The organism is Streptomyces griseus (assembly GCF_001715295.1).
Lineage (GTDB): Bacteria > Actinomycetota > Actinomycetes > Streptomycetales > Streptomycetaceae > Streptomyces > Streptomyces griseus_G.
The window spans coordinates 524100-543552 of the sequence record NZ_MDKB01000002.1; the positions used below are offsets into that span (position 1 = coordinate 524100).

General features: G+C 72.1%; 14 protein-coding genes. 7 read left to right on the plus strand and 7 right to left on the minus strand.

The window, feature by feature from the left end; translation table 11 throughout:
- Complete coding sequence (locus BA175_RS08850) at window positions 1-2730, plus strand: outer membrane protein assembly factor BamB family protein (RefSeq protein ID WP_069170747.1); 2730 nt, start codon at window positions 1-3, stop codon at window positions 2728-2730.
- 151 nt (window positions 2731-2881) lie between these two features.
- The gene (locus BA175_RS08855; RefSeq protein WP_069170748.1) at window positions 2882-4066 is read left to right on the plus strand and encodes a C40 family peptidase; all 1185 of its coding nucleotides are present in this window, start codon (window positions 2882-2884) and stop codon (window positions 4064-4066) included.
- A gap of 86 nt (window positions 4067-4152) precedes the next feature.
- Here BA175_RS08855 and BA175_RS08860 read toward each other — a convergent pair whose 3' ends face one another.
- Genes BA175_RS08860 through BA175_RS08880 form a run of 5 tightly spaced genes read right to left on the minus strand, consistent with a single transcriptional unit; the run spans window position 4153 to window position 9986 of the window.
- Window positions 4153-5397 carry a styrene monooxygenase/indole monooxygenase family protein gene (locus BA175_RS08860; RefSeq protein ID WP_069170749.1) on the minus strand — a complete coding sequence of 415 codons (1245 nt, stop codon included), beginning with the start codon at window positions 5395-5397 and terminating at the stop codon, window positions 4153-4155.
- A 36-nt stretch (window positions 5398-5433) separates the two neighbouring features.
- Complete coding sequence (locus tag BA175_RS08865; RefSeq protein WP_069170750.1) at window positions 5434-6087, minus strand: GTP-binding protein; 654 nt, start codon at window positions 6085-6087, stop codon at window positions 5434-5436.
- Entirely contained in the window at window positions 6068-6481 is a 414-nt protein-coding gene (locus BA175_RS08870; protein ID WP_069170751.1) for a DUF742 domain-containing protein, read from the minus strand. The genes BA175_RS08865 and BA175_RS08870 overlap by 20 nt, the downstream gene beginning before the upstream one ends.
- Window positions 6478-6966 (minus strand): roadblock/LC7 domain-containing protein, encoded by a 489-nt coding sequence (locus BA175_RS08875; RefSeq protein WP_069170752.1) that lies wholly within the window; start codon window positions 6964-6966, stop codon window positions 6478-6480. Before BA175_RS08875 ends, BA175_RS08870 begins: the two co-directional genes overlap by 4 nt.
- Window positions 6963-9986, minus strand: coding sequence for a sensor histidine kinase (locus BA175_RS08880; protein WP_069170753.1), 3024 nt, complete (start codon window positions 9984-9986; stop codon window positions 6963-6965). Before BA175_RS08880 ends, BA175_RS08875 begins: the two co-directional genes overlap by 4 nt.
- A 363-nt stretch (window positions 9987-10349) precedes the next feature.
- Here BA175_RS08880 and BA175_RS08885 point away from each other — a divergent pair, with 363 nt between their 5' ends.
- A complete protein-coding gene (locus tag BA175_RS08885) occupies window positions 10350-11135 on the plus strand; it encodes a protein phosphatase 2C domain-containing protein (RefSeq protein ID WP_069170754.1) in 786 nt (261 codons plus the stop codon).
- A 38-nt stretch (window positions 11136-11173) separates the two neighbouring features.
- Here BA175_RS08885 and BA175_RS08890 read toward each other — a convergent pair whose 3' ends face one another.
- Window positions 11174-11656, minus strand: a complete 483-nt coding sequence (locus BA175_RS08890) for a MarR family transcriptional regulator (protein WP_069170755.1) — start codon at window positions 11654-11656, stop codon at window positions 11174-11176.
- Window positions 11657-11907: 251 nt separating this feature from the next.
- Between BA175_RS08890 and BA175_RS08895 the strand changes: the two genes are divergently transcribed.
- On the plus strand, window positions 11908-12750 hold the full coding sequence (locus BA175_RS08895; RefSeq protein WP_069170756.1) for a lysozyme: 843 nt from the start codon (window positions 11908-11910) through the stop codon (window positions 12748-12750).
- Window positions 12751-12948: 198 nt separating this feature from the next.
- On the opposite strand, the gene lon is transcribed toward BA175_RS08895, so the two are convergent.
- Window positions 12949-15378 carry an endopeptidase La gene (gene lon, locus BA175_RS08900; RefSeq protein WP_069170757.1) on the minus strand — a complete coding sequence of 810 codons (2430 nt, stop codon included), beginning with the start codon at window positions 15376-15378 and terminating at the stop codon, window positions 12949-12951.
- Between the two features lie 232 nt (window positions 15379-15610).
- On the opposite strand from lon, the gene BA175_RS08905 reads away from it, so the two are divergent.
- Genes BA175_RS08905 through BA175_RS08915 form a run of 3 tightly spaced genes read left to right on the plus strand, consistent with a single transcriptional unit; the run spans window position 15611 to window position 19445 of the window.
- Window positions 15611-16336 (plus strand): TnsA-like heteromeric transposase endonuclease subunit, encoded by a 726-nt coding sequence (locus BA175_RS08905; protein WP_069170758.1) that lies wholly within the window; start codon window positions 15611-15613, stop codon window positions 16334-16336.
- A complete protein-coding gene (locus BA175_RS08910; protein ID WP_069170759.1) occupies window positions 16333-18360 on the plus strand; it encodes a Mu transposase C-terminal domain-containing protein in 2028 nt (675 codons plus the stop codon). Before BA175_RS08905 ends, BA175_RS08910 begins: the two co-directional genes overlap by 4 nt.
- On the plus strand, window positions 18357-19445 hold the full coding sequence (locus BA175_RS08915; protein ID WP_079159468.1) for a TniB family NTP-binding protein: 1089 nt from the start codon (window positions 18357-18359) through the stop codon (window positions 19443-19445). The genes BA175_RS08910 and BA175_RS08915 overlap by 4 nt, the downstream gene beginning before the upstream one ends.
- Window positions 19446-19453: the final 8 nt, after the last annotated feature.

Here is a 19453-nt window from a genome sequence, read left to right on the forward strand (position 1 = left end):
ATGGAGGCGCTGCGTCAGGACGATCCACGCCGCTTCGGCCCGTACACCGTGCTGGCGCGCTTCCGGGAGACCGCGGCCGCGGTGCGGTACCTGGCCAGGGGAACCGACGGGGACCTCGCCGTGGTGACCTCCGCACGGCCCGCCCTCGCCGCCGTGCCCGCCTTCCGGCGCCGCTTCCTGGCCGAGGCGAACACCGCCGAACGGCTGTCCGGCGGCTGGGTCCAGCCCCCTCTCGCCGCCGCCGATGCGGACGGCGAACTGTGGACGGCCACGGCGTACGTGCCCGCCCTGACGCTCGCCGAGGCGATCGGCCTCGCGGGCCCGCTGCCCGAGCGTGCCGTGCGGGTACTGGGCGCCGGCCTGGCCGAGACCCTCTCCCGGGTGCACGCCATCGGGGCCGTCCTCCAGGGGCTGGCGCCGGGGACGGTACTGCTGGCCGAGGACGGCCCTCGGCTGACGGCGTTCGGTCCGCTGGGGGCGGCCGCCTCGGCCGAGGCGAGGGCGGGTGGTCAGCTGTCCGTCCGGCTCGGCTACCTGACGCCGGAACAGGTGGAGGGCAAGGAGGCCGGCCCGGCCTCCGACCTCTTCGTCCTGGGCCTGCTCCTGGCATACGCGGCGACCGGTACGACCCCGCTCGCCGACGGGCCCGCCGACGAGGCTGCCGAGCGGATCGCGCACGCCTCGGCCGAACTGGACCCCGTTCCGGACGGGTTGCGCGACCTCGTCGCACGCTGTCTGTCGAAGGATCCGGACGGCCGTCCGGGTGCGGGATCGGTCGCGGCGGAGCTCGCTCTGGAGGGCGCCGCCGGCCTGGCCGAGGGGGGCTGGCTCCCCCGCGCCCTGACCGACGCCATGGCGGACCAGGCGGCGCGGGCCCGGGCGCTGGAGACGCCGGGGACGCCGGCCCCGGCACAGGCGGGGGAGGTGCGGCGGCCGCAGGACGTACCACCCGCACCGGCCGTCCCGCAGACCCCCGCCCCCACGCCCTCACCGGCCCTCCCGGAACCGCAGGACACCCCGCCCCCGCACCCCACCGGCGGCCCCTCGGAGGGACCGTCCGGCGCCGGTGAGACCCGTGAGACCGGTGCGACTGGTGCGACTGGTGCGACTGGTGCGACCGATGAGACCGGTGAGGACAGCCGGGCCACGCGCTTCCTGGCGACCGGCCCCCGCGCCCCTCGCACCGACCGGGAGACCACCCATCTCTCCGTCCCCCGTGAGCCGGCCGGCGCCGCGTCCGCGCCCTCCCCGGTCGCCCCGCCCCAGGCCGCCCCCGCACCGCCACAGGTGCAGCCGACGCCCGCACCCGCGCTGCCCGCCGCGGCGCACCCGCACTCCTCCGCGTACCCGGCCGCCCCCGCCCCGCTCCCCCGGCCCCTCCCGGCCGCCGAGCCCGCCGCCTCCCCCGCGCCCGCGACGAGCAGGCGGGCGGTGCTCACGGCGGCCGCGGCCGGGGCCGCCGGACTGCTGGTCGGCGGCGGAGCCGTACTCGCCCTCGGCCCGGACGGCCCGGCCCCCTCGGCCCCCGACGGCAAGCCCACGGCGAAGCGCCGCCCGTCGGTGCCGGGACGTGCTCCGGAGCCGCGGTGGATGTACACGCAGCCCGCCGCCCCCGCACCGCTCACCGCCGGACTCTGGCGGGACAGGCTGCTGGTGCTGACCGGTACGGCCGGGGCCACCGCCGTGGACCTGCGGACCGGCCGGAAGGCCTGGGAGCAGCCGGACGCCGCCGGTGCCCAGGCGGTCCTGCCCGGCGGGGACGGGCTGTGCTTCCTGGCGAACCCGACCGAGTTCCTCTGGCTCACCTCCGCTGACGGGAAGATCGCGCACCGCGTCCGGTACGCCGAGCTGTTCCCCGGCGTACCGGACCTGAAGGTGGCACCCCTGAGCGGGAGTTCCGGGTCCGTCGTCTGGTTCACCGGCTCGCACACCGTCACCGTGAAGGCGCCGAAGCCGAAGAAGGGCAAGAAGCCCGGCAAGGACACCCAGGCCGTCAGGGCCTACCTCTTCGCGTACGACAGGGTGACCCGCGAGGAGCTGTGGCGCACCGCGGTCCCCGCCGGAAGGGCGCCCGGCACGCCCGCCTACCGGCTGACCGCGGTCCGGGACGCCGACCTCGTCGTAGCCCAGGACGCGGCGACCCTCACCCCGGCGGACGTCAAGGCGGGCAAGGGCCGAGCCTCCTTCCGCTGCTTCGACCGCGCGACCGGCAAGCAGCTCTGGAACCGGCAGTTCGGCGCCCTCGCACCGGCCGGCGCGGCGCTCGGGGACGAGGAGGGGCGGCTGTACGGCGCGGTGGGCGACGACCTCCAGGCGTTCGAGACGGCCACGGGCAAGCCGGTGTGGACGCTGAACGGCACCGCGGGGTCCGTGTTCGGCGCCCCGGTCCCTGCCGGAAAACTGCTGCACACCACCAACCGCAATCAGGAGGTCGGCGCGGTGGACCGGGCGACCGGGCGGCTGCTCTGGCGGCGGTCCACGGAGGTACCGCCAGGCGGGGCCGCGCCCGCCCTCACCCTCAGCGGTACCGGGAAGACCCTGCTCGCGGCGGACGTCTCGCAGGTGACCGCGTTCGCGGCGGTGGACGGCCGGCGGCTGTGGAAGTTCCAGGACATCGGCGTCCAGGAACCAGGAGGCGCCACGGTCGGCGGGCCGTACCGCGTGCTGGCCGCCGGCCGGACCGCGGTCGTCCAGCGGGGCCGGGCCGTCTACGCGTTCCCCGTGGAGTGACGCCGGCGCGTCCCCCGTCCGGGGGACGGAGGCGGCCGCCACGCCGGGCGGTCCTTGCCTCGCCCGGCACGGAGTGACCGGATGGAGGCGACCCGATCACTTGTGGGCTGGTCCTCCGTACGGCTGGTCCCCCGTCACCGGAGGTGATGCCGTGGCAGGCCGACTCGTCCATACGCTCTGTACGGCGGCCCTGGCCGCGGTCGTCGCCGCCTCCCCCGCCACCGCGAGCCCGACGGCCCTCCCCACGGCCGGCCCGAGCCGGGCACCGGCCGACACGGACCCCGCGCCCGCCGCAGGCGCCCCGCAGGGCGTGGCCGGGCTGCTGAAGCAGTTGCAGACGCTCTACCAGCGGGCCGAGGAAGCCGGGGAGCGCTACAACGCCACCGGGGAGGAGCTGAGGAAGCGGGCCGCCGAGGCCAGGAAGCTGAACTCCGCGCTCCACCGCGCCCGCAAGGCCCTCGGCGCCGGCCGCCGGGACGCGGGGCGCCTGGCCCGCGAGCAGTACCAGGGCCGCACCGGCTATTCGCTCTATCTGCGGCTGCTGCTCTCCCGCGACCCGCAGCAGGCGCTGGTGCAGACCCATGTGATCCAGCGGGCCCAGGCCGGCCGGACCGCCGCGGTCGAGCGGCTCACCGGTGCGGAGAAGCGGGCGAAGGCGCTGGCGGCCGAGGCACGGCTGGCCATGAACCGGCAGAAGGTGCTGGCGAGGAAGCAGCGCGCGCAACGGGACGCCGCGAGGGCCCGGCTGAAGGACGTCGAGGCGATGCTCGCGTCGCTCTCGAAGGAACAGCTCTCCGAGGTGTCGCGGCTGGAGCAGAAGAACGTCGACAAGGCCCAGGACGACCTGGTGGCCTCGGGAGCGCTCAGCTCGGCCCGCCCGCCCTCCGCGGGGGGCCGCGAGGCTGTACGGTACGCCGTCGAGCAGATCGGCAAACCCTACGTCTGGGGCGCCGAGGGGCCGGATTCCTTCGACTGCTCCGGGCTCACCTCGAAGGCGTGGGCGGACGCGGGCCGGGCCATTCCGCGCACGTCCCAGGAACAGTGGCGGCTCCTTCCCAGGATCCCCGTGGCGTCGCTGCGCCCCGGCGATCTGGTGGTCTACTTCCCGAAGGCGACCCATGTGGCGCTGTACATCGGCAACGGCCTCGTCGTACAGGCGCCCAGGCCCGGGGCCTCGGTGAAGGTGTCCCCCGTGGCGTCGAACCCGCTGCTGGGCGCGGTCCGTCCAGATCCCGGGAGCGAGCCGCTGACCACGTACACCGGGCCGGACCTGCCCGAGGGTGCCACGGCAGGCCCGGACGCGGGCTACGCGGCGGAGTCCGCCCCGGCTGCCTGAGCCCGTAGCGCGGTGGTCCCGCTCCGCCGGGGGCCGGCCCGGTCCGCCGCGCCCGTGCGGCGGACCGGCCGGTCCGTGCGCGGAGGTCAGCCGGCCTGGCGGCCCGAGACCTCGGCGAGGTACGCGTTCGTCTTCTCCGGCTCGAAGAAGAAGTTGTCGAAGTCCGCCGGGTCGTTGAACCCGTTGGCGAAGCGGTCCGCGACGGGCTGGAGCCGGCCGGCGGCACCGATCAGGTTCAGCACGTGCTCGGGGGGAACGCCGAGCATCGCGTTCGTCCACTTCACGACGTGCTGCGTGTTCTCCCAGTGCCGGTCGAAGGTGGCCTGCATCCACTCCGCGTCGAACTCACGGTCGCCGTGCTCGATGATCGACCGGAGATAGGAGTGGGCGCACTTGGACGCCGTGTTCGAGCCCTGGCCGGTGATCGGGTCGTTGGCCACGACCACGTCGCCCACCCCGAGGACCAGGCCGCCCCCGGGCAGCCGGCCGATCGGCTTGCGGACGGTGGGGGCGTAACGGCCCGCCAACGTCCCGTTGGCGTCGGTCAGCTCGACCTTGGTGGCTCGTGCGTACTCCCACGGCGTGAACTGCTCCATGAGCTCCAGCGTCTTCGCCAGGTGCTCCGAGGGGTCCTTGATGCCCTGGAAGGCGTCCAGCGGGCCGCCGGGAACGCCCTCCCAGAAGAGGATGTCCGCCCGTCCCGACGTGGTCAGGGTCGGCATGACGAAGAGCTCGCCGACACCCGGGACCAGGTTGCAGCGGACCGCGTCGAAGTCCGGGTGCTCAGGGCGCGGGCCCATCCCGTGGACGTAGGCGACCGCCAGCGCGCGCTGCGGGGTGTCGAACGGCGAACGGGAGGCGTCCCTGCCGAACATGGAGACCAGCTCGCCCTTGCCCGCCGAGACCATCACCAGGTCGTAGGTGCGGGAGAAGTAGTCGAGGTCGGAGACGGCCGCGCCGTGGATGACGAGCTGGCCGCCGCGCTGGGCGAAGGTCTCCATCCAGCCGGCCATCTTGACCCGCTGGTCGACGGACTGGGCGTACCCCTCGAGCCTGCCCACCCAGTCGACGGCGCGCGAGGAGTCCGGCGCGGCGACCGAGACGCCGAGGCCCTCGATGCGCGGGGCCTGCGACTCCCAGAAGTTCAGCTGGAGCTCGCGCTCGTACTCGAGCGCGGTGTGGAACATGCACTGCGTCGACATGACCCGCCCGGACCGGATCTCGTCCGCCGTGCGGTTGGACATGAGGGTGACCTCGTACCCTGCGGACTGCAGGCCGAGAGCCAGCTGGAGACCGGACTGGCCGGCTCCGACTATGAGTATCTTCCGCATCGCGGTTCTCCGTAACGTGAGCCTGGTTGCGTCGGGTTACGCGGGAGTGACGTCGAGGGCGTGCCCCACCAGGGCGAGCAGCGACTCGACGACCGTGATCCTCTTACGCGCGTCCATGATCAGAACAGGCACCTCCGGCGGCACGGACAGGGCGTCCCTGACGTCCTGCTCCGCGTAACCGGTCGTTCCCTCGAAGTGGTTGACGGCCACGATGTACGGGAGCCCGCAGCTCTCGAAGTAGTCGAGCGCCGCGAAGCAGTCGGCGAGGCGGCGGGTGTCGGCGAGCACGATCGCGCCGATCGCACCGCGCACGAGGTCGTCCCACATGAACCAGAACCGTTGCTGGCCGGGGGTTCCGAAGACGTACAGCACGAGGTCGTTGTCGAGCGTCAGACGCCCGAAGTCCATCGCGACGGTCGTGGTGGCCTTGTCGGGCGTGGCGCTGAGGTCGTCGATGGCCTCACTGGCCTGCGTCATCAGCGCTTCGGTCTGGAGCGGGGTTATCTCGGAGACCGAACGGACGAAGGTCGTCTTGCCCACCCCGAACCCGCCCGCCACCACGATCTTCGTGGCGACCGGGGCGCGGCTGTGGTCGAGCTGCCAGTCCTGCACCGCTTCGTCGTCGGCCACGTCCGGCGGCCCCGGCCGGCGCGGGGTGAAGAGCGGCGCCTCAGAGACGACGGAGTCCATTGAGCACCCTTTCGAGCAGTGCGCGGTCGGGCTGGCCGGCGCCGTGACCGGTTCCGTACACGCGGATCTTTCCCTGGTCGGCCAGGTCGCTGAGCAGCACCCGTACCACACCGAGAGGCATCTTCAGCAGCGCGGAGATCTCCGCGACCGTGCGCATGCGCCGGCAGAGCTCGACGATGGCGCGGAGTTCCGGCATCACCCGTGAGGCGAGGTTCCCGTTCGTGAGCTCACGCCGCTCCTCGGGGGCTTCCAGCGCGGCGACGAACGTCTCGACGAGCAGGACGTGGCCGAAGCGGGTACGGCCGCCGGTGAGCGAGTACGGGCGGACCCGGGCGGGCTTGCGGTCGGACCCCCGGACGGGGAGTCTGCGTACGGGCTCGGCGGCTGAGGTCACTGGGCGCTCTCCATCGATGTGCGCAGCTCGCTGCGGAGTTCGGGGGTGAGTACGTGTCCGGCGCGGCCGACGAAGAGCGCCATGTGGTAGGCGATGACGCTCATGTCGCAGTCGGGGGTGGCGTGCACACCGAGGAGGGAACCGTCGCTGATGGACATGACGAAGACGCTGCCCTCGTCCATCGCGACCATCGTCTGCTTGACACCGCCGCCGTCCATCAGCTTCGCGGCACCGACCGTGAGGGACCCGATGCCGGAGACGATGGTGGCGAGGTCGGCGCTGGAGCCTCTGGGGCCTCTGGCGCCCTCCGCGCGCCCTGCCGCCCGGGCCGCCGTGAGGCCGGGGTCCGAGGAGAGCAGCATCAGTCCGTCGGACGATACGACCGTGACCGAGTGGACCCCTGGCACCTCCTCCACGAGATTGCTCAGCAGCCAGTGCAGGTTCCGGGCCTCGGCGCTCAGCCCGAACGTGCTGGATGCGGTCACCTGTGTGCCTCCTCGACTGTGTCCCCCGTCTCATCGATGCGACCGTGCGTGGGATCGGCCATCTCCACGCGGCCGGTCCGGTCCGTGCTCCGCGCGTCCGTGTCCCCGGTGATGTCCGCGTCCCCGGTGGTCTCCGTGTCCCCGGTGGTCTCCGCCTCGACGTCGCGCCGGCCCTCCTTGGCGCCCTGGTGGAAACCGCCGAGCTTGCGCCGCAGGGCCTCCTTGTCCACGCCGCCCGGGCGTTCGGTGACCGGGGAGGCTGCGGGGGCCACGACCTTGGGCGTGCGCTTGGGCAGGCCCTTGTCGGTGAGGCGCAGGGGCGAGGGCGCCGGGTCGGGCACCTCCTCGCCCAGCCCGGTCAGGGGCTGCCGAGGGCCGGGGAGGGACGGGGAGGCCGGGTCGGCCGCGGGGCTCGTGTCGGCGGCGCGCTCGTGGCGGTCGGGCCCGATGGCGTACGGTCCCGGCGCGTCCTGCCGCTCGGTGAGGTCCTGCGGGGCGGACGGCTCCGGGCGTGCGGGGGCGTCCCGCGGCGCGGCATGTTCCTGGCGAGCGGGTGCGTCCTGCGCCGCCGGGGCGTCGTGGAGCCCGGGCAGGCGGAACTGCATCGTGGTCTCGGCCGGGGACTCGACGGGTGCGGACGCTTTGGGCGCCTGCGCCCCGGGAGCGGGCTCGTCGGGCACCGGACCCGGAGCCGGAGCCGGCGCCTCGGCGTCGCTCCCCCGCGCACCGGACTCCTCGGCTGCCGGCGGCTGTTCCCCGGCGTCGCGGATCGTCTTCTCGGCCGCCGCGATCAGGGGGTCCTCGGCGGGCGCCGCCGAACGCTGCGGCAACGTGTTGGAGTTGGCCTCCGCGACCGAACCCGGCAGGTTCAGCGCGGGCGCGTCCCCCGGCAGTTGCACGGCCGGCGGGGCCGCCGTGGGCGGCGCCTCGGGCAGCAGGGTCTGCGGGAGTACGACGACGACGGTCACCCCGTTCCCCTTCTGCTCGCGCAGCTGGACCCGTACACCGTGGCGGGCCGCGAGCAGCGACGTCACCTGGAGCCCCAGTCCGGCCCCGTCCGCGGCCTGTTCGCCCGCCTCGAAGGAGGCCGGGTCGGCCAGCCTGGCATTGAGCTCGCTCATCCGGACCGTCGACATGCCGATGCCCTCGTCCTGGATGGAGAGCATCACCTCACCGGTCTCCAGCAGCCAGCCGGAGAGCTCGACATGCGAGTCCGGCGGCGAGAACGAGGTCGCGTTCTCCAGGAGTTCGGCGACCAGGTGGCTCAGGTCGTCGGCGGCGAAGCCCGCGATCCGGGCGTGCGGCGGCAGGGAGCGGATGGTCACCCGCTCGTACCGCTCGATCTCGCTGACGGCGGCGCGCAGGACGTCGACGAGCGGGATCGGCCCCGCGTGCGTGTGGCCGTGCTCGGCGCCCGCGAGGACCAGCATGTTCTCGCTGTGGCGCCGCATGACGGTGGCCATGTGGTCCAGTTTGAAGAGCGTGGCGAGACGCTCCGGGTCCTGCTCCCGGTCCTCCAGGCCCTCGATGACCCCGAGCTGGCGCTCGACGAGTCCCAGGGTCCGCAGCGAGAGGTTGACGAAGGTGTGGTGGACCGTGTTCTTCAGCTGCTCCAGCTGGGTGCCGAGCTCCGTCACCCGGGCCTGGAGTTCGGTGCGCTCCACGGTGAGCGCCTCACGGCCCGCGAGAAGTTCGGCGCGCTCGGACTCCAGCCCCTCCAGCCTGCCCGTGACGCCCTGGTGCAGCCCGTGCAACTTGGCGTGGAGGGCGTTGATGGACCGGACGACCTGGGCGAACTCGTCGTTGCGCCCGGTGTAGCGGACGGGCTCGGCAGTCTCGGGTTCCGCGGCGATACGGGCCGCACCGATGCGCAGGACGGCGAGCGGCTGGGTCAGGGTCCGGGCCACGGCGGTGGAGACGCCGATGGCGATCAGGGCGCAGCCGCCGAGCAGGGCGAGGCGGAGTTCGAGAGCGGTGACGTCGTCGTCCCGCAGCGCCTCCAGGCGCTTGACCTGTGCGGTGCCCAGGGCCGATTCGACGCTCCGCATGCGGTCGATACGGGCGGAGAGCGCCGCACCCACCTTCTTGCGGTCGGACTTCCGCTCCGTGTCCGACAGTTCGGGGCGGTCCGTGAGCCGGGTGAGGTACTTCTCCGCGCTGTTGACCTCGGGCCCGGTGACCGTGGAGGCCAGCCTGTCCCGGGCGGTGGGCCCGGCGGCCTGGTCGAAGTCGGCGAGGGAGGCGAGCTCGCGGACGCGGGTCTGCTGGGCGGCGGCGCTCAGCTCGTCGCGGGTACGGTCGTCCTCGCTGTCGCCCTCGTCCTGCGTCTGGACCGGCAGCCCGGTGAAGGGATCGATCGGGTCCGCCGGTTGCGCACCGGGCACGGAGAGCGCGGCCAGGAGCAGGCCCCGGGTCGCGGAGGCCTGCTCGACCGCGCCACCGAGGGCGAGCGGGGCACGGGTGGCCTCGGCGGCCCGCGGCGGAGTCTTGTCGGCGAGCTCGGCGGCGAGGCCGTGCAGCTTGGCGATGATCTCCGTGTAGGCCTGGTAGGCCTCCATGGCGGAGCCCTTGCCTGTGAGGGCGTCCCGGCGCACCGAGGGAATGGTGGAGAGATCCCGGCGCAGCGCCGCGGGGGCCGCCTCGTGGATCTCGTCCACCTGCTGGTCGACGCGGGCCGCCGGGCTCGCGGGCTCGCCGCGGTCCTTGCCGCCCTCGTCCTCACGGCCGGCCGCGACGAACGCGGTGACCTCGTCGCGCTCGTCCGCGAGGGAGTGCGCGAGGGAGATCGCCTGCTGGTTCAGCTCGGCGAGCGTGACGAGCCGCTGGGACTCGTTGAGGTCGGAGGAGGCGCCCAGGGCCGCCGGGGCGCCCGCCGCGATGACGGTGATCCCGACGACCGCCACGCCGGCGACGAGCCGGCTGCGTACCCGTACGGTCCGCTTGCCGTCACCTGCTGCCGGAGTCACCGCCCCGGTCTCCTCGTGCGTGCCGTCCTTGCTCCGAGGCCGCTTCTTCTGCACCGGTGCTCGCAATCTTGACTCGTCCACCCATGAAGCAGAGGTGACGCTCGGTCACGTGAAAAGGCGCCCCCACCCCTGATACGGCTTCTGACCATTCCAGTGCTTTTGGGAGGGGGGCGCGCATCGACCGCTCCGCCACACGAACGAGTGAACAGCACTCCCGAGTTGGCGAACAACTCTCCCCACGGGAGCCCGCGGTCATGCGTGGGACGCCGGGTGGAAGTTCGGCCCAGGCTTTGGGAAGATGCGCGCCCGCATATGCGCGGAGGAGCTGCCTCCCTCCGAGGAGCGGCTCCGACCTGCCATGACGTCCCGGCGCCGGTGGTGTGCAGGCCCCGTGAAGGCGTCGTGCAGACTGGCCGGATGCGCATCGAACTCGCCACCGAGCCGGGCAGCCCCGAACGCCCCAACGAGGACTGGGTGGCGACGGCAGTCCCCGCCACCGGTCAGGGCGGTGTCCTCGTCCTGCTCGACGGGGTCACGCCGCCGGCCGGCGACGTCGGCTGTGTGCACCCGGTCCCGTGGTTCACCGCGCGGCTGGGCGGCTCGCTGGTCGAACTGTCCGGTTCGCGACGGGATCTGACTCTCACCGAGGTCCTCGCGGAGTCCATTGTGCGCACCGCCGATTCACACCGGGCCCGGTGTGACCTTTCTCACGTGCGAACCCCCCAGGCGACGGTGGTCCTGGCACGCTGGGACCGGGAGCGGGTCGAGCACCTGGTGCTCTCCGACTCCGTGCTTCTCCTGGAGGCTCCCGACGGCACGGTCCAGCCGGTTCTCGACGACCGCCTCGACCGGCTCCCACCCGGCTCCCTGGCCTCCGAGGCCGTCGCGGACGCACGGGTGCGGAACAAGGAGGGCGGCTTCTTCACGGCCGCCGCCGACCCCCTGGTGGCCTCCCGGGCCGTGGCCGGCGAGAGCCCGCGCGCGCGGGTCCGGGCGCTGGCCGCCCTGACGGACGGCGCGAGCCGCTGGACGGAGAAGTTCCGTGAGGGCGACTGGACGGCCTCCTTGGGGCTCCTGCGCAGCGCGGGGGCCCAGGGGCTCATCGACCGCGTCAGGGAGCTGGAGCGCGCCGACACGGACCGCAGGTATCTACGCCGGGGCAAGACGCACGACGACGCGACCGCGGTGCTCGTCGAGCTGTAGGCCGCGCCGCCCGCCCGGCGCGGTCCTTCCGGCCGGACTCAGTCCTCGGCGCGGGCGTTCAGGTGGTGCAGCAGGCGGGCGAGTTCGGCGACCTCGGCCCGGTCCCAGTCCGCCAGCTTGCGGGCGTACCTGCCGCGGCGGGCGTCACGGACGCTGCGGAAGCGGGCGAGACCCTCGTCGGTGAGGTGGACCAGGGAGGCGCGGCCGTCCGCCGGGTCGTCCTGTCGGGCCACCAGCCCGAGTGCCTCCAGGGCACGCAACTGGCGGCTCATGGTCGCCTTGCCCACGCCGAAGTAGGCGGCGAGGTCGGTGGCGCGCTGAGGGCCGGCGGATTCGAGCCGGACGAGGAGGCCGTAGGCCGCGGCCTCGAGGTCCGGGTGCACCTCACGGGCCATTTCCCCCGAGTTGGCCCGCGCCCTGCGCAGAAAGACCGACAACTCGCGCTCCAGCGCCAGGAATTCGTGGTCCACACCACTCCCGGCCGGCGGACCGGGTTCACTTCCGCTTCCACTGCCGTGCACGTCAGCACCCCTCGTCCGCTTTCCAGTCGCTGAAAGTTTCTTCCAGCTCCGGCCATCGCCGCAGCTCCGCCAGTATTTCGCAGGCATAGACCTTCGGCAGCGCCCGGGCCCTCTTCCGGACACGGGTCTACGTGCGTAGCTTCGTGGGTGCCAAGGGTGGCATGTCCACACCATGGCGACGCACCGCAGGGGTGTCCCGCACCCGTCCCTGCGCCACGCTCCCCCCCCACCGAGCCCTCGGAGGCACGCACATGCCCGTGCTCAGACCCGGAACCACGACGTCCCGCCGCTCGCGCTTCACCGCGGTGGGGACGCTCCTCGCCGCCCTCACCCTCCTGGCCGCCCTGCCGGGCGCCGCATCCGCCGCCGACACCGCCGCCCTCCCCGAACGCGGTACGGCCAGGATGGGCCAGGGGGTCGTCGCCCACGACGGCCAGCGCACCGGCAGCTCCACCGGTACGACCGCCGTCCAGACCGAAGGCGTGGACGTGAGCAGCCACCAGGGCAACGTGGCCTGGTCGACCCTCTGGAACAGCGGCGTGAAGTGGGCCTACGTGAAGGCCACCGAGGGGACGTACTACAAGAACACCTACTTCACGCAGCAGTACACCGGCTCGTACAACGTCGGCATGATCCGGGGCACTTACCACTTCGCCACGCCCGACACCACGAGCGGCGCGACCCAGGCCAACTACTTCGTGGACAACGGGGGCGGCTGGTCGAAGGACGGGAAGACGCTGCCGGGCGTGCTCGACATCGAGTGGAACCCGTACGGCGCGCAGTGCTACGGCAAGACCCAGGCCGGCATGGTCTCGTGGATCCGGGACTTCGTGAGCACGTACAAGGCCCGCACCGGACGGGACGCGGTGATCTACACCGCGACGAGCTGGTGGAAGGACTGCACGGGCAACAGCTCGGCCTTCGGCGCCACCAACCCGCTCTGGGTGGCCCGGTACAGCTCCACCGTCGGTGAACTCCCGGCCGGCTGGGCCTACTACACGATGTGGCAGTACACCTCGTCCGGCCCCACGGTCGGCGACCACAACCACTTCAACGGCGCCCTCGACCGCGTGGTGGCGCTCGCGAACGGCTGACCCGTCCGACGTGGCACCCGGGCCCCGGCGACACGCTCCACGTCGCCGGGGCCCCGCCCTCCGCCGATCCCCCGGCCCGCCTGCCCGGGCCGAAGGTCCCCGGCGGGCACACGCGGAACGGCCCGCCCTCCCTCGCGGGAGAGGCGGGCCGCCCGTACCGGTCGCGCGCGTGATGCCACGCCCGTCACAGCATGGCGCCTACGCCGCGGCCGGGATCCTGTCCCCGGTCAGGGCCGAGGCCGGGGCGAGAGCGATCTCCAGCACCTGCCGTACATCGGTCACCGGGTGGACCTCCAGCCCGTCGAGGACCTCGGCCGGGACGTCGTCCAGGTCGGGCTCGTTCCGTTTGGGGATCACCACGGTGGTGATGCCGGCCCGGTGCGCGGCCAGCAGCTTCTGCTTCAGGCCGCCGATGGGCAGTACCCGTCCGGTCAGCGAGACCTCACCGGTCATCGCCACGTCCGTGCGGACCAGCCGTCCGGAGAGCAGCGAGGCCAGCGCGGTGGTCATGGTGATACCGGCGCTCGGGCCGTCCTTGGGAACCGCGCCCGCCGGGAAGTGGATGTGCGCTCCCCGGTCCTTGAGATCCGCGACCGGCAGCTCCAGCTCCGCGCCGTGGGACCGCAGGAAACTCAGGGCGATCTGCGCGCTCTCCTTCATCACGTCGCCGAGCTGACCGGTCAGGGTCAGTCCGGACGCGCCGGTCTCCGGGTCGGCCAGCGACGCCTCGACGTACAGCACGTCACCCCCTGCTCCGGTGACCGCGAGGCCGGTGGCCACCCCCGGCACCGCCGTCCGGCGCTCGGCCGGGTCCTGGGCGGATTCGGGGACGTGGTGCGGCCGGCCGATCAGGCCGCGCAGGTCGCCGTCGGACACCGTGAACGGCAGCTCACGCTCGCCGAGTTCGTGCTGGGCAGCGACCTTGCGCAGGAGCCGGGCGACGGCCCGCTCCAGGTTGCGTACGCCGGCTTCCCGGGTGTACTCGCCGGCCAGCTTGCGCAGGGCGGACTCGTCGAGGCTCACCTCGTCCTTCTCCAGGCCGGCCCGCTCCAGCTGGCGCGGGAGCAGGTGGTCACGGGCGATGACGACCTTCTCGTCCTCGGTGTAACCGTCCAGCCGGACCAGCTCCATCCGGTCGAGCAGAGCCTCGGGGATGGCTTCGAGCACGTTGGCCGTGGCCAGGAACACCACGTCGCTCAGGTCGAGTTCGACCTCGAGGTAGTGGTCGCGGAAGGTGTGGTTCTGCGCCGGGTCGAGCACTTCGAGAAGGGCGGCGGCCGGGTCACCGCGGAAGTCGGAGCCGACCTTGTCGATCTCGTCGAGCAGGACCACCGGGTTCATCGAACCGGCTTCCTTGACCGCCCGCACGATGCGTCCGGGCAGGGCGCCGACGTACGTACGCCGGTGGCCCCGGATCTCCGCCTCGTCGCGGACACCGCCGAGCGCGACCCGGACGAACTTGCGTCCCATGGCGTGCGCGACGGACTCGCCGAGGGAGGTCTTGCCGACACCGGGCGGCCCGACCAGTGCCAGTACGGCACCGCCGCGCCGGCCGCCGACGACGCCCAGGCCCCGGTCGGCACGCCGCTTGCGCACCGCGAGGTATTCGGTGATGCGTTCCTTCACGTCCTGCAGGCCCGCGTGCTCGGCGTCGAGGATCTCCTGGGCGCCCTTGATGTCGTAGGCGTCCTCGGTCCGCTCGGTCCACGGCAGTTCCAGGACGGTGTCGAGCCAGGTGCGGATCCAGGAGCCCTCCGGGCTCTGGTCGGACGCGCGCTCCAGCTTGTCGACCTCCTTGAGCGCGGCCTCACGCACGTGCTCCGGCAGGTCGGCGGCCTCGACGCGGGCCCGGTAGTCGTCGGACTCGTCCTCCGGGTCGCCGTTGAGCTCGGAGAGCTCCTTGCGCACGGCCTCCAGCTGGCGCCGCAGCAGGAACTCGCGCTGCTGCTTGTCGACGCCCTCCTGGACGTCCTTGGCGATGGACTCGGCCACGTCCTGCTCGGCGAGGTGCTCGCTCAGCCACTGGATGGCGAGCTTCAGGCGGGCGACCGGGTCCGTGGTCTCCAGCAACCGCACCTTCTGGGCGGTGGTCAGGAAGGGTGAGTATCCGGAGTTGTCGGCGAGGGCGGAGATGTCGTCGATCTGCTGCACCCGGTCCACGACCTGCCAGGCACCGCGCTTCTTGAGCCAGCTGGTGGCGAGGGCCTTGTACTCCTTCGCCAGCTCCGCCGCCGGGCCGGGCGGACCGGCGGGTACGGGGGCTTCGATCCGGGTGCCCTCCACCCACAGCGCGTTTCCGGGCCCACTCGTCCCGGCACCGATCCGCACCCGGTCACGGGCCCGGATGAGTGCCCCGGGGTCCCCGTCCGAGAGCCGTCCGACCTGTTCGACGGTGCCCAGGACACCGGTCCCGGTGTAGTTCCCGTCGATACGCGGCACGAGGAGCACCTCGGGCTTGCCTCCACCGGACCGCGCGACCGCCTGGGCGGCCTCGACGGCGGCGCGCACCTCCGCGTCGGACAGGTCGAGCGGCACGACCATTCCGGGCAGGACGACCTCGTCGTCGAGCGGCAGCACGGGCAGGTCGATCGGCGTGGACGCCTCGGACGCGTGGGACTCTGCAGTCATGATCTCCCCTTCGGCAGGCAAGTTGAGCTATGTCGACTCAATGCTTGTGAGCCGCCGAATGTTCCCCAGCCTGTGTTCGCTCTCAGCGATCGGCACCGGAGTGTCCTGTAGCGGTGGACCTTGCGAGTTCCAGACCAACCTTGCGAGGGATCTTGCGAGGTCCGAGGTGACCTTGCGAGACAGATGTCGTTAGATCGGCGTGGACCAAGGACTACGTGCTTTACCCGGCGGGGTGGCAAGCCCTCCTACCGAAGGTTTTGAGGTCGCGTACATCCATCCGGGCGGGTCGGAAGTGCGGCGCCTGCTGTCAGATGCATGGGCGGTGCGGTTCGAGTCCGTGATGCCGGTACGTGGGTTCCACTCCTACAAAGGGCAGCGGCATCTGCCGGGCTTGTGGTGGTCGTCAACAGTCGGCGGGCATGTTGGGTATGAGTCCTGGCTGGAGCGCGATCATGTGATGCTGCTCGACTTCGATCCGTCGGTGATCGGGATGTCGTCCCAGCCGTTCTGGTTGTTCTGGTCCTCCGAGAACAGCAAGGGGATCTCACATGTTCCGGACTACTTCGCCCGTCGCCAGGACGGTTCGGCGATCGTGGTCGACTGCCGCCCGACGGATCGGCGCAAGCCACGGGACTGGGTGAAGTTCGACGCGACGCAGAGAGCCTGTGACTCTCTGGGGTGGGAGTTCCGGCTGGTAGGCATGCCGGACCCGATCCGTGTCGGAAATGTGCGGTGGCTGGCGGGCTATCGGCACCCGCGGCACCGCCTGGAGCCCGTCGTCTCTACCCTGCGAAGCGTGTTCGCTGACCCGCGACCGCTCATGGACGGCGCTGGCTTGGCGGGAGATCCCATCGCCGTGTTGCCGGTTCTCTTCCACTTGTTGTGGCAGCAGGAGCTGGCCGTGGATCTGTCGGTCCCGCTGCACGCCGCGTCGCTCGTGTCTTCGGGAGTTCGATGATGCCGCATGGCGACGCCTTCGTGGTGCGAACCGGTGACTGGGTCAGCTTCGACGACGGCGACCACCAGGTGGTGGCGCTGTCCGGGACCTCGGTTCGGCTCCGCTCTGCGGACGGGACCGAAGCGGTGGTGCTGGCCTCCTACTTGATGGCCTCTCCGGGCTTCGCAGTCATCGGCACGGATCCGCTGCCCGAACTAGAGCCGTCCGGGCTGCTGAGCGCGGTTCCCGAACCGGCACTCGCAGCGGCGCAGGAGTGGGAACGCCATGTGGTGGAGGTCGAGACGGGCCTACCTCCGAACCCGGCACCGGGGTCGGTCCCACGGCCCGAATACGACCCGGCCGTCCGCTCGCTAGCCGAGCGCGACGCCGCAAAAGCGGCAGAGCTCGGGGTCGGGATCCGCACCGTTCAAGGGCGGCGTTATGGCTATGCCCGGCAAGGTCTGTGGGGGTTGGTGGACCAGCGCACGACCCGACTCGCGGACGCGACAGGACGGGCCGATGCCCGACTGGTCGCCGCCATTGAGGAGGCCGTCGCCGCGGAGACTCCCGCATCCACCGGCACCCGCTCCCGGTTAATCCGCCGTGTGATCAACCGGGTCGAGGAGACGCACGGTCCGGGGGCGGTGCCGATCCCGAGCCTCAGCACCCTCTACAAGCTCGTAGACCAGCTCTCCACCGGACGGCACACCTTCGGGTCGGCGGTCACCCGTCGGCAGACGGCCAATCGGCCGCAGAAGCCGTTCACGCCGACCTTCGCTGCCCGGCCCGGCGAGCAAGTTCAGATTGACTCCACGCCGCTGGATGTGATGACGGTGCTCGACTCCGGGCTGACAGCCCGCGCGGATCTGACGATCGCGGTCGATGTCGCCACCCGCACCATCTGCGCCGCAGTGCTGCGGCCGGTGGGAACCAAGGCGGTGGACGCCTCCCTGCTGCTGGCGAAGATGCTGGTGCCCGAGCCGATGCGGCCGGGCTGGGCGGCAGCGCTGCGGATGGCCGCCTCCCGGATGCCTCACCGGCGACTGCTGGATGTGGATGCGCGCATGCAGCAGGCCGCCGCAAAACCGGTGATCGTGCCGGACACGATCGTCATCGACGGCGGAAAGGTGTTCCTGTCCGACACCTTCACCCGGGCCTGCGACCGGCTGGGTATCTCGATCCAGCGCTCCCGGCCCCGCACGCCCACCGACAAGGCGATCGTGGAGGCGACGTTCTCCGCGATCAACACGCTGTTCTGCCAGCACCTCGCGGGCTACACCGGTCCGAACGTCTCCCGCCGCGGCGAGCGGGTCGAGGACCAAAGCGTCTGGACCATCCCCGAACTCCAGGACCTGCTGGACGAATGGGTACTGGCCGGGTGGCAGTGCCGGCCGCACGACAGCCTGCGCGACCCCTACCGCCCCAAAAAGGCGATCTCGCCGAACGACAAGTACGCCTCCCTGGTGGCAGCCTGCGGCTATCTGCCGCTGGTCCTGCGCGGTGAGGACTACTTGGAGCTGCTGCCGGTCTCCTGGCGGGCGATCAACGACTACGGCATCCGGATCGGCTACCGCACCTACGACAGCCCGGACCTGGGCCCCTTCCGGCGCCAGCACTCCGGACACATCGCCAAGCGCGGGCTCTGGGAAGTGCACTACGACCCCTACGACCTGTCCCAGGTGTTCGTACGCACTCCCTACGGCTGGGTCACCGCCCCCTGGGCGCATCTCCCGCTGGTCAGCGCTCCCTTCGCGGACTTTACCTGGCAGCACGCACGACGTCTTGCCACCGAGGCCGGACTGGACAGCACCAACGAGGCCGCGATCGCCCGGGTCCTGGACGCACTCCTCACCCGCGCCGAGCACGGTCTGGACACCCGCACCGCGAAGGTGGCTGGCCGCACACGCGCCGGAGCCACCTCCCACCGGCCGCCCGCACCCCGCGACGCCCCGGAACCAGCCCCACCCGACCGCAGCACCGAACCGGCCGAGGTGATCCCGTTCGGTGTCTTCGACGCCCACGCAGAAGCCGAAAGGTGGCTATGACCAAGCCCTCCCCCACATCCTTCATCCCGCAGCAGGCCACCGGGCAGGAGCCACCGCCGGACAGTCCGCTGACCACGAAGGAGGGGTGGCGTCGATTCGTCGAGCACGAACCGTCCCCGCCCCCGCTGCTGACCACAGCCCAGCAAGCCGCCCTGTCCCGGAAAGAGAAGCTGCACGACGACGAACTGCGCCGGAACTACCACGCCGACCTGCCGCTGGTGAACACTCCGACCATCCGGAAGGTCATCGCCACCTCGCGGCTGCTGGTCCACCTCAACCGGCAGCAGATCTCTGCCCGCCGGGGTGTCATCATCAGCGGCGCCTCCGGCACCGGAAAGACCACTGCCCTCTCCCAGCTCGGGCGATCCCATGAAATCGCGGTCCGCAAGCGCCACCCACGCGACCGCTCCCGGCTCCCGGTCGTCTACGTCACCATCCCGCCGGCCGCCACGCCAAAGATGCTCGCCATGGAGTTCGCCCGTTTCTTCGGCCTGGACTTCCCCACCCGGTTCAACATCACCGACGTCGTCAACGCAGTCTGCGCCACCGCCGCGCACGTTCACGTCGACCTCGTCCTGGTCGACGAACTGCACAACCTGAACCTGGCCACCCGCACCGGCGCCGAAGCATCCGACCAGCTGAAGTACTTCGCCGAACGGCTGCCCGCCACCTTCGCCTACGCGGGCATCGACGTCGAGGACCAGGGCCTGTTCGCCGGCACCCGCGGCCGCCAGATCGCCGGGCGGTTCACCGTCATCCCCACCGCGCCGTTCTCCCACGCCCCCGGAACGGACCGGGACGCCTGGAAGTCCCTTGTCGGCACTCTGGAGTCCATGCTCCGGCTGCACCACCATCAGCCCGAAACGCTGACCGGCCTGAGCGATTACCTCTACCACCGCTCCGGCGGCATGATCGGCAGCCTGTCACAGCTCATCCGAGGCGCCGCTGTGCTGGCCATCGAGGCCGGCAGCGAGCGCATCACCGAAGACCTCCTGGAGACGGTCCCGGTCGACTACGCCGCCGAACGCTCGGAGTCCCTCACAGCCCCGGGAAAAACCCGATCCCGCCGGCGGCGCGTCGCCTGATGCTGCTA

Bases quoted from the DNA above. Each gene is read 5' to 3' on its own strand.
- BA175_RS08850 (WP_069170747.1), top strand. From the start codon at position 1: ATGGAGGCGCTGCGTCAGGACGATCCACGCCGCTTCGGCCCGTACACC.
- BA175_RS08860 (WP_069170749.1), bottom strand. From the start codon at position 5,397: ATGCGGAAGATACTCATAGTCGGAGCCGGCCAGTCCGGTCTCCAGCTG.
- BA175_RS08865 (WP_069170750.1), bottom strand. From the start codon at position 6,087: ATGGACTCCGTCGTCTCTGAGGCGCCGCTCTTCACCCCGCGCCGGCCG.
- BA175_RS08885 (WP_069170754.1), top strand. From the start codon at position 10,350: ATGCGCATCGAACTCGCCACCGAGCCGGGCAGCCCCGAACGCCCCAAC.
- BA175_RS08895 (WP_069170756.1), top strand. From the start codon at position 11,908: ATGCCCGTGCTCAGACCCGGAACCACGACGTCCCGCCGCTCGCGCTTC.
- lon (WP_069170757.1), bottom strand. From the start codon at position 15,378: ATGACTGCAGAGTCCCACGCGTCCGAGGCGTCCACGCCGATCGACCTG.
- BA175_RS08910 (WP_069170759.1), top strand. From the start codon at position 16,333: ATGATGCCGCATGGCGACGCCTTCGTGGTGCGAACCGGTGACTGGGTC.
- BA175_RS08915 (WP_079159468.1), top strand. From the start codon at position 18,357: ATGACCAAGCCCTCCCCCACATCCTTCATCCCGCAGCAGGCCACCGGG.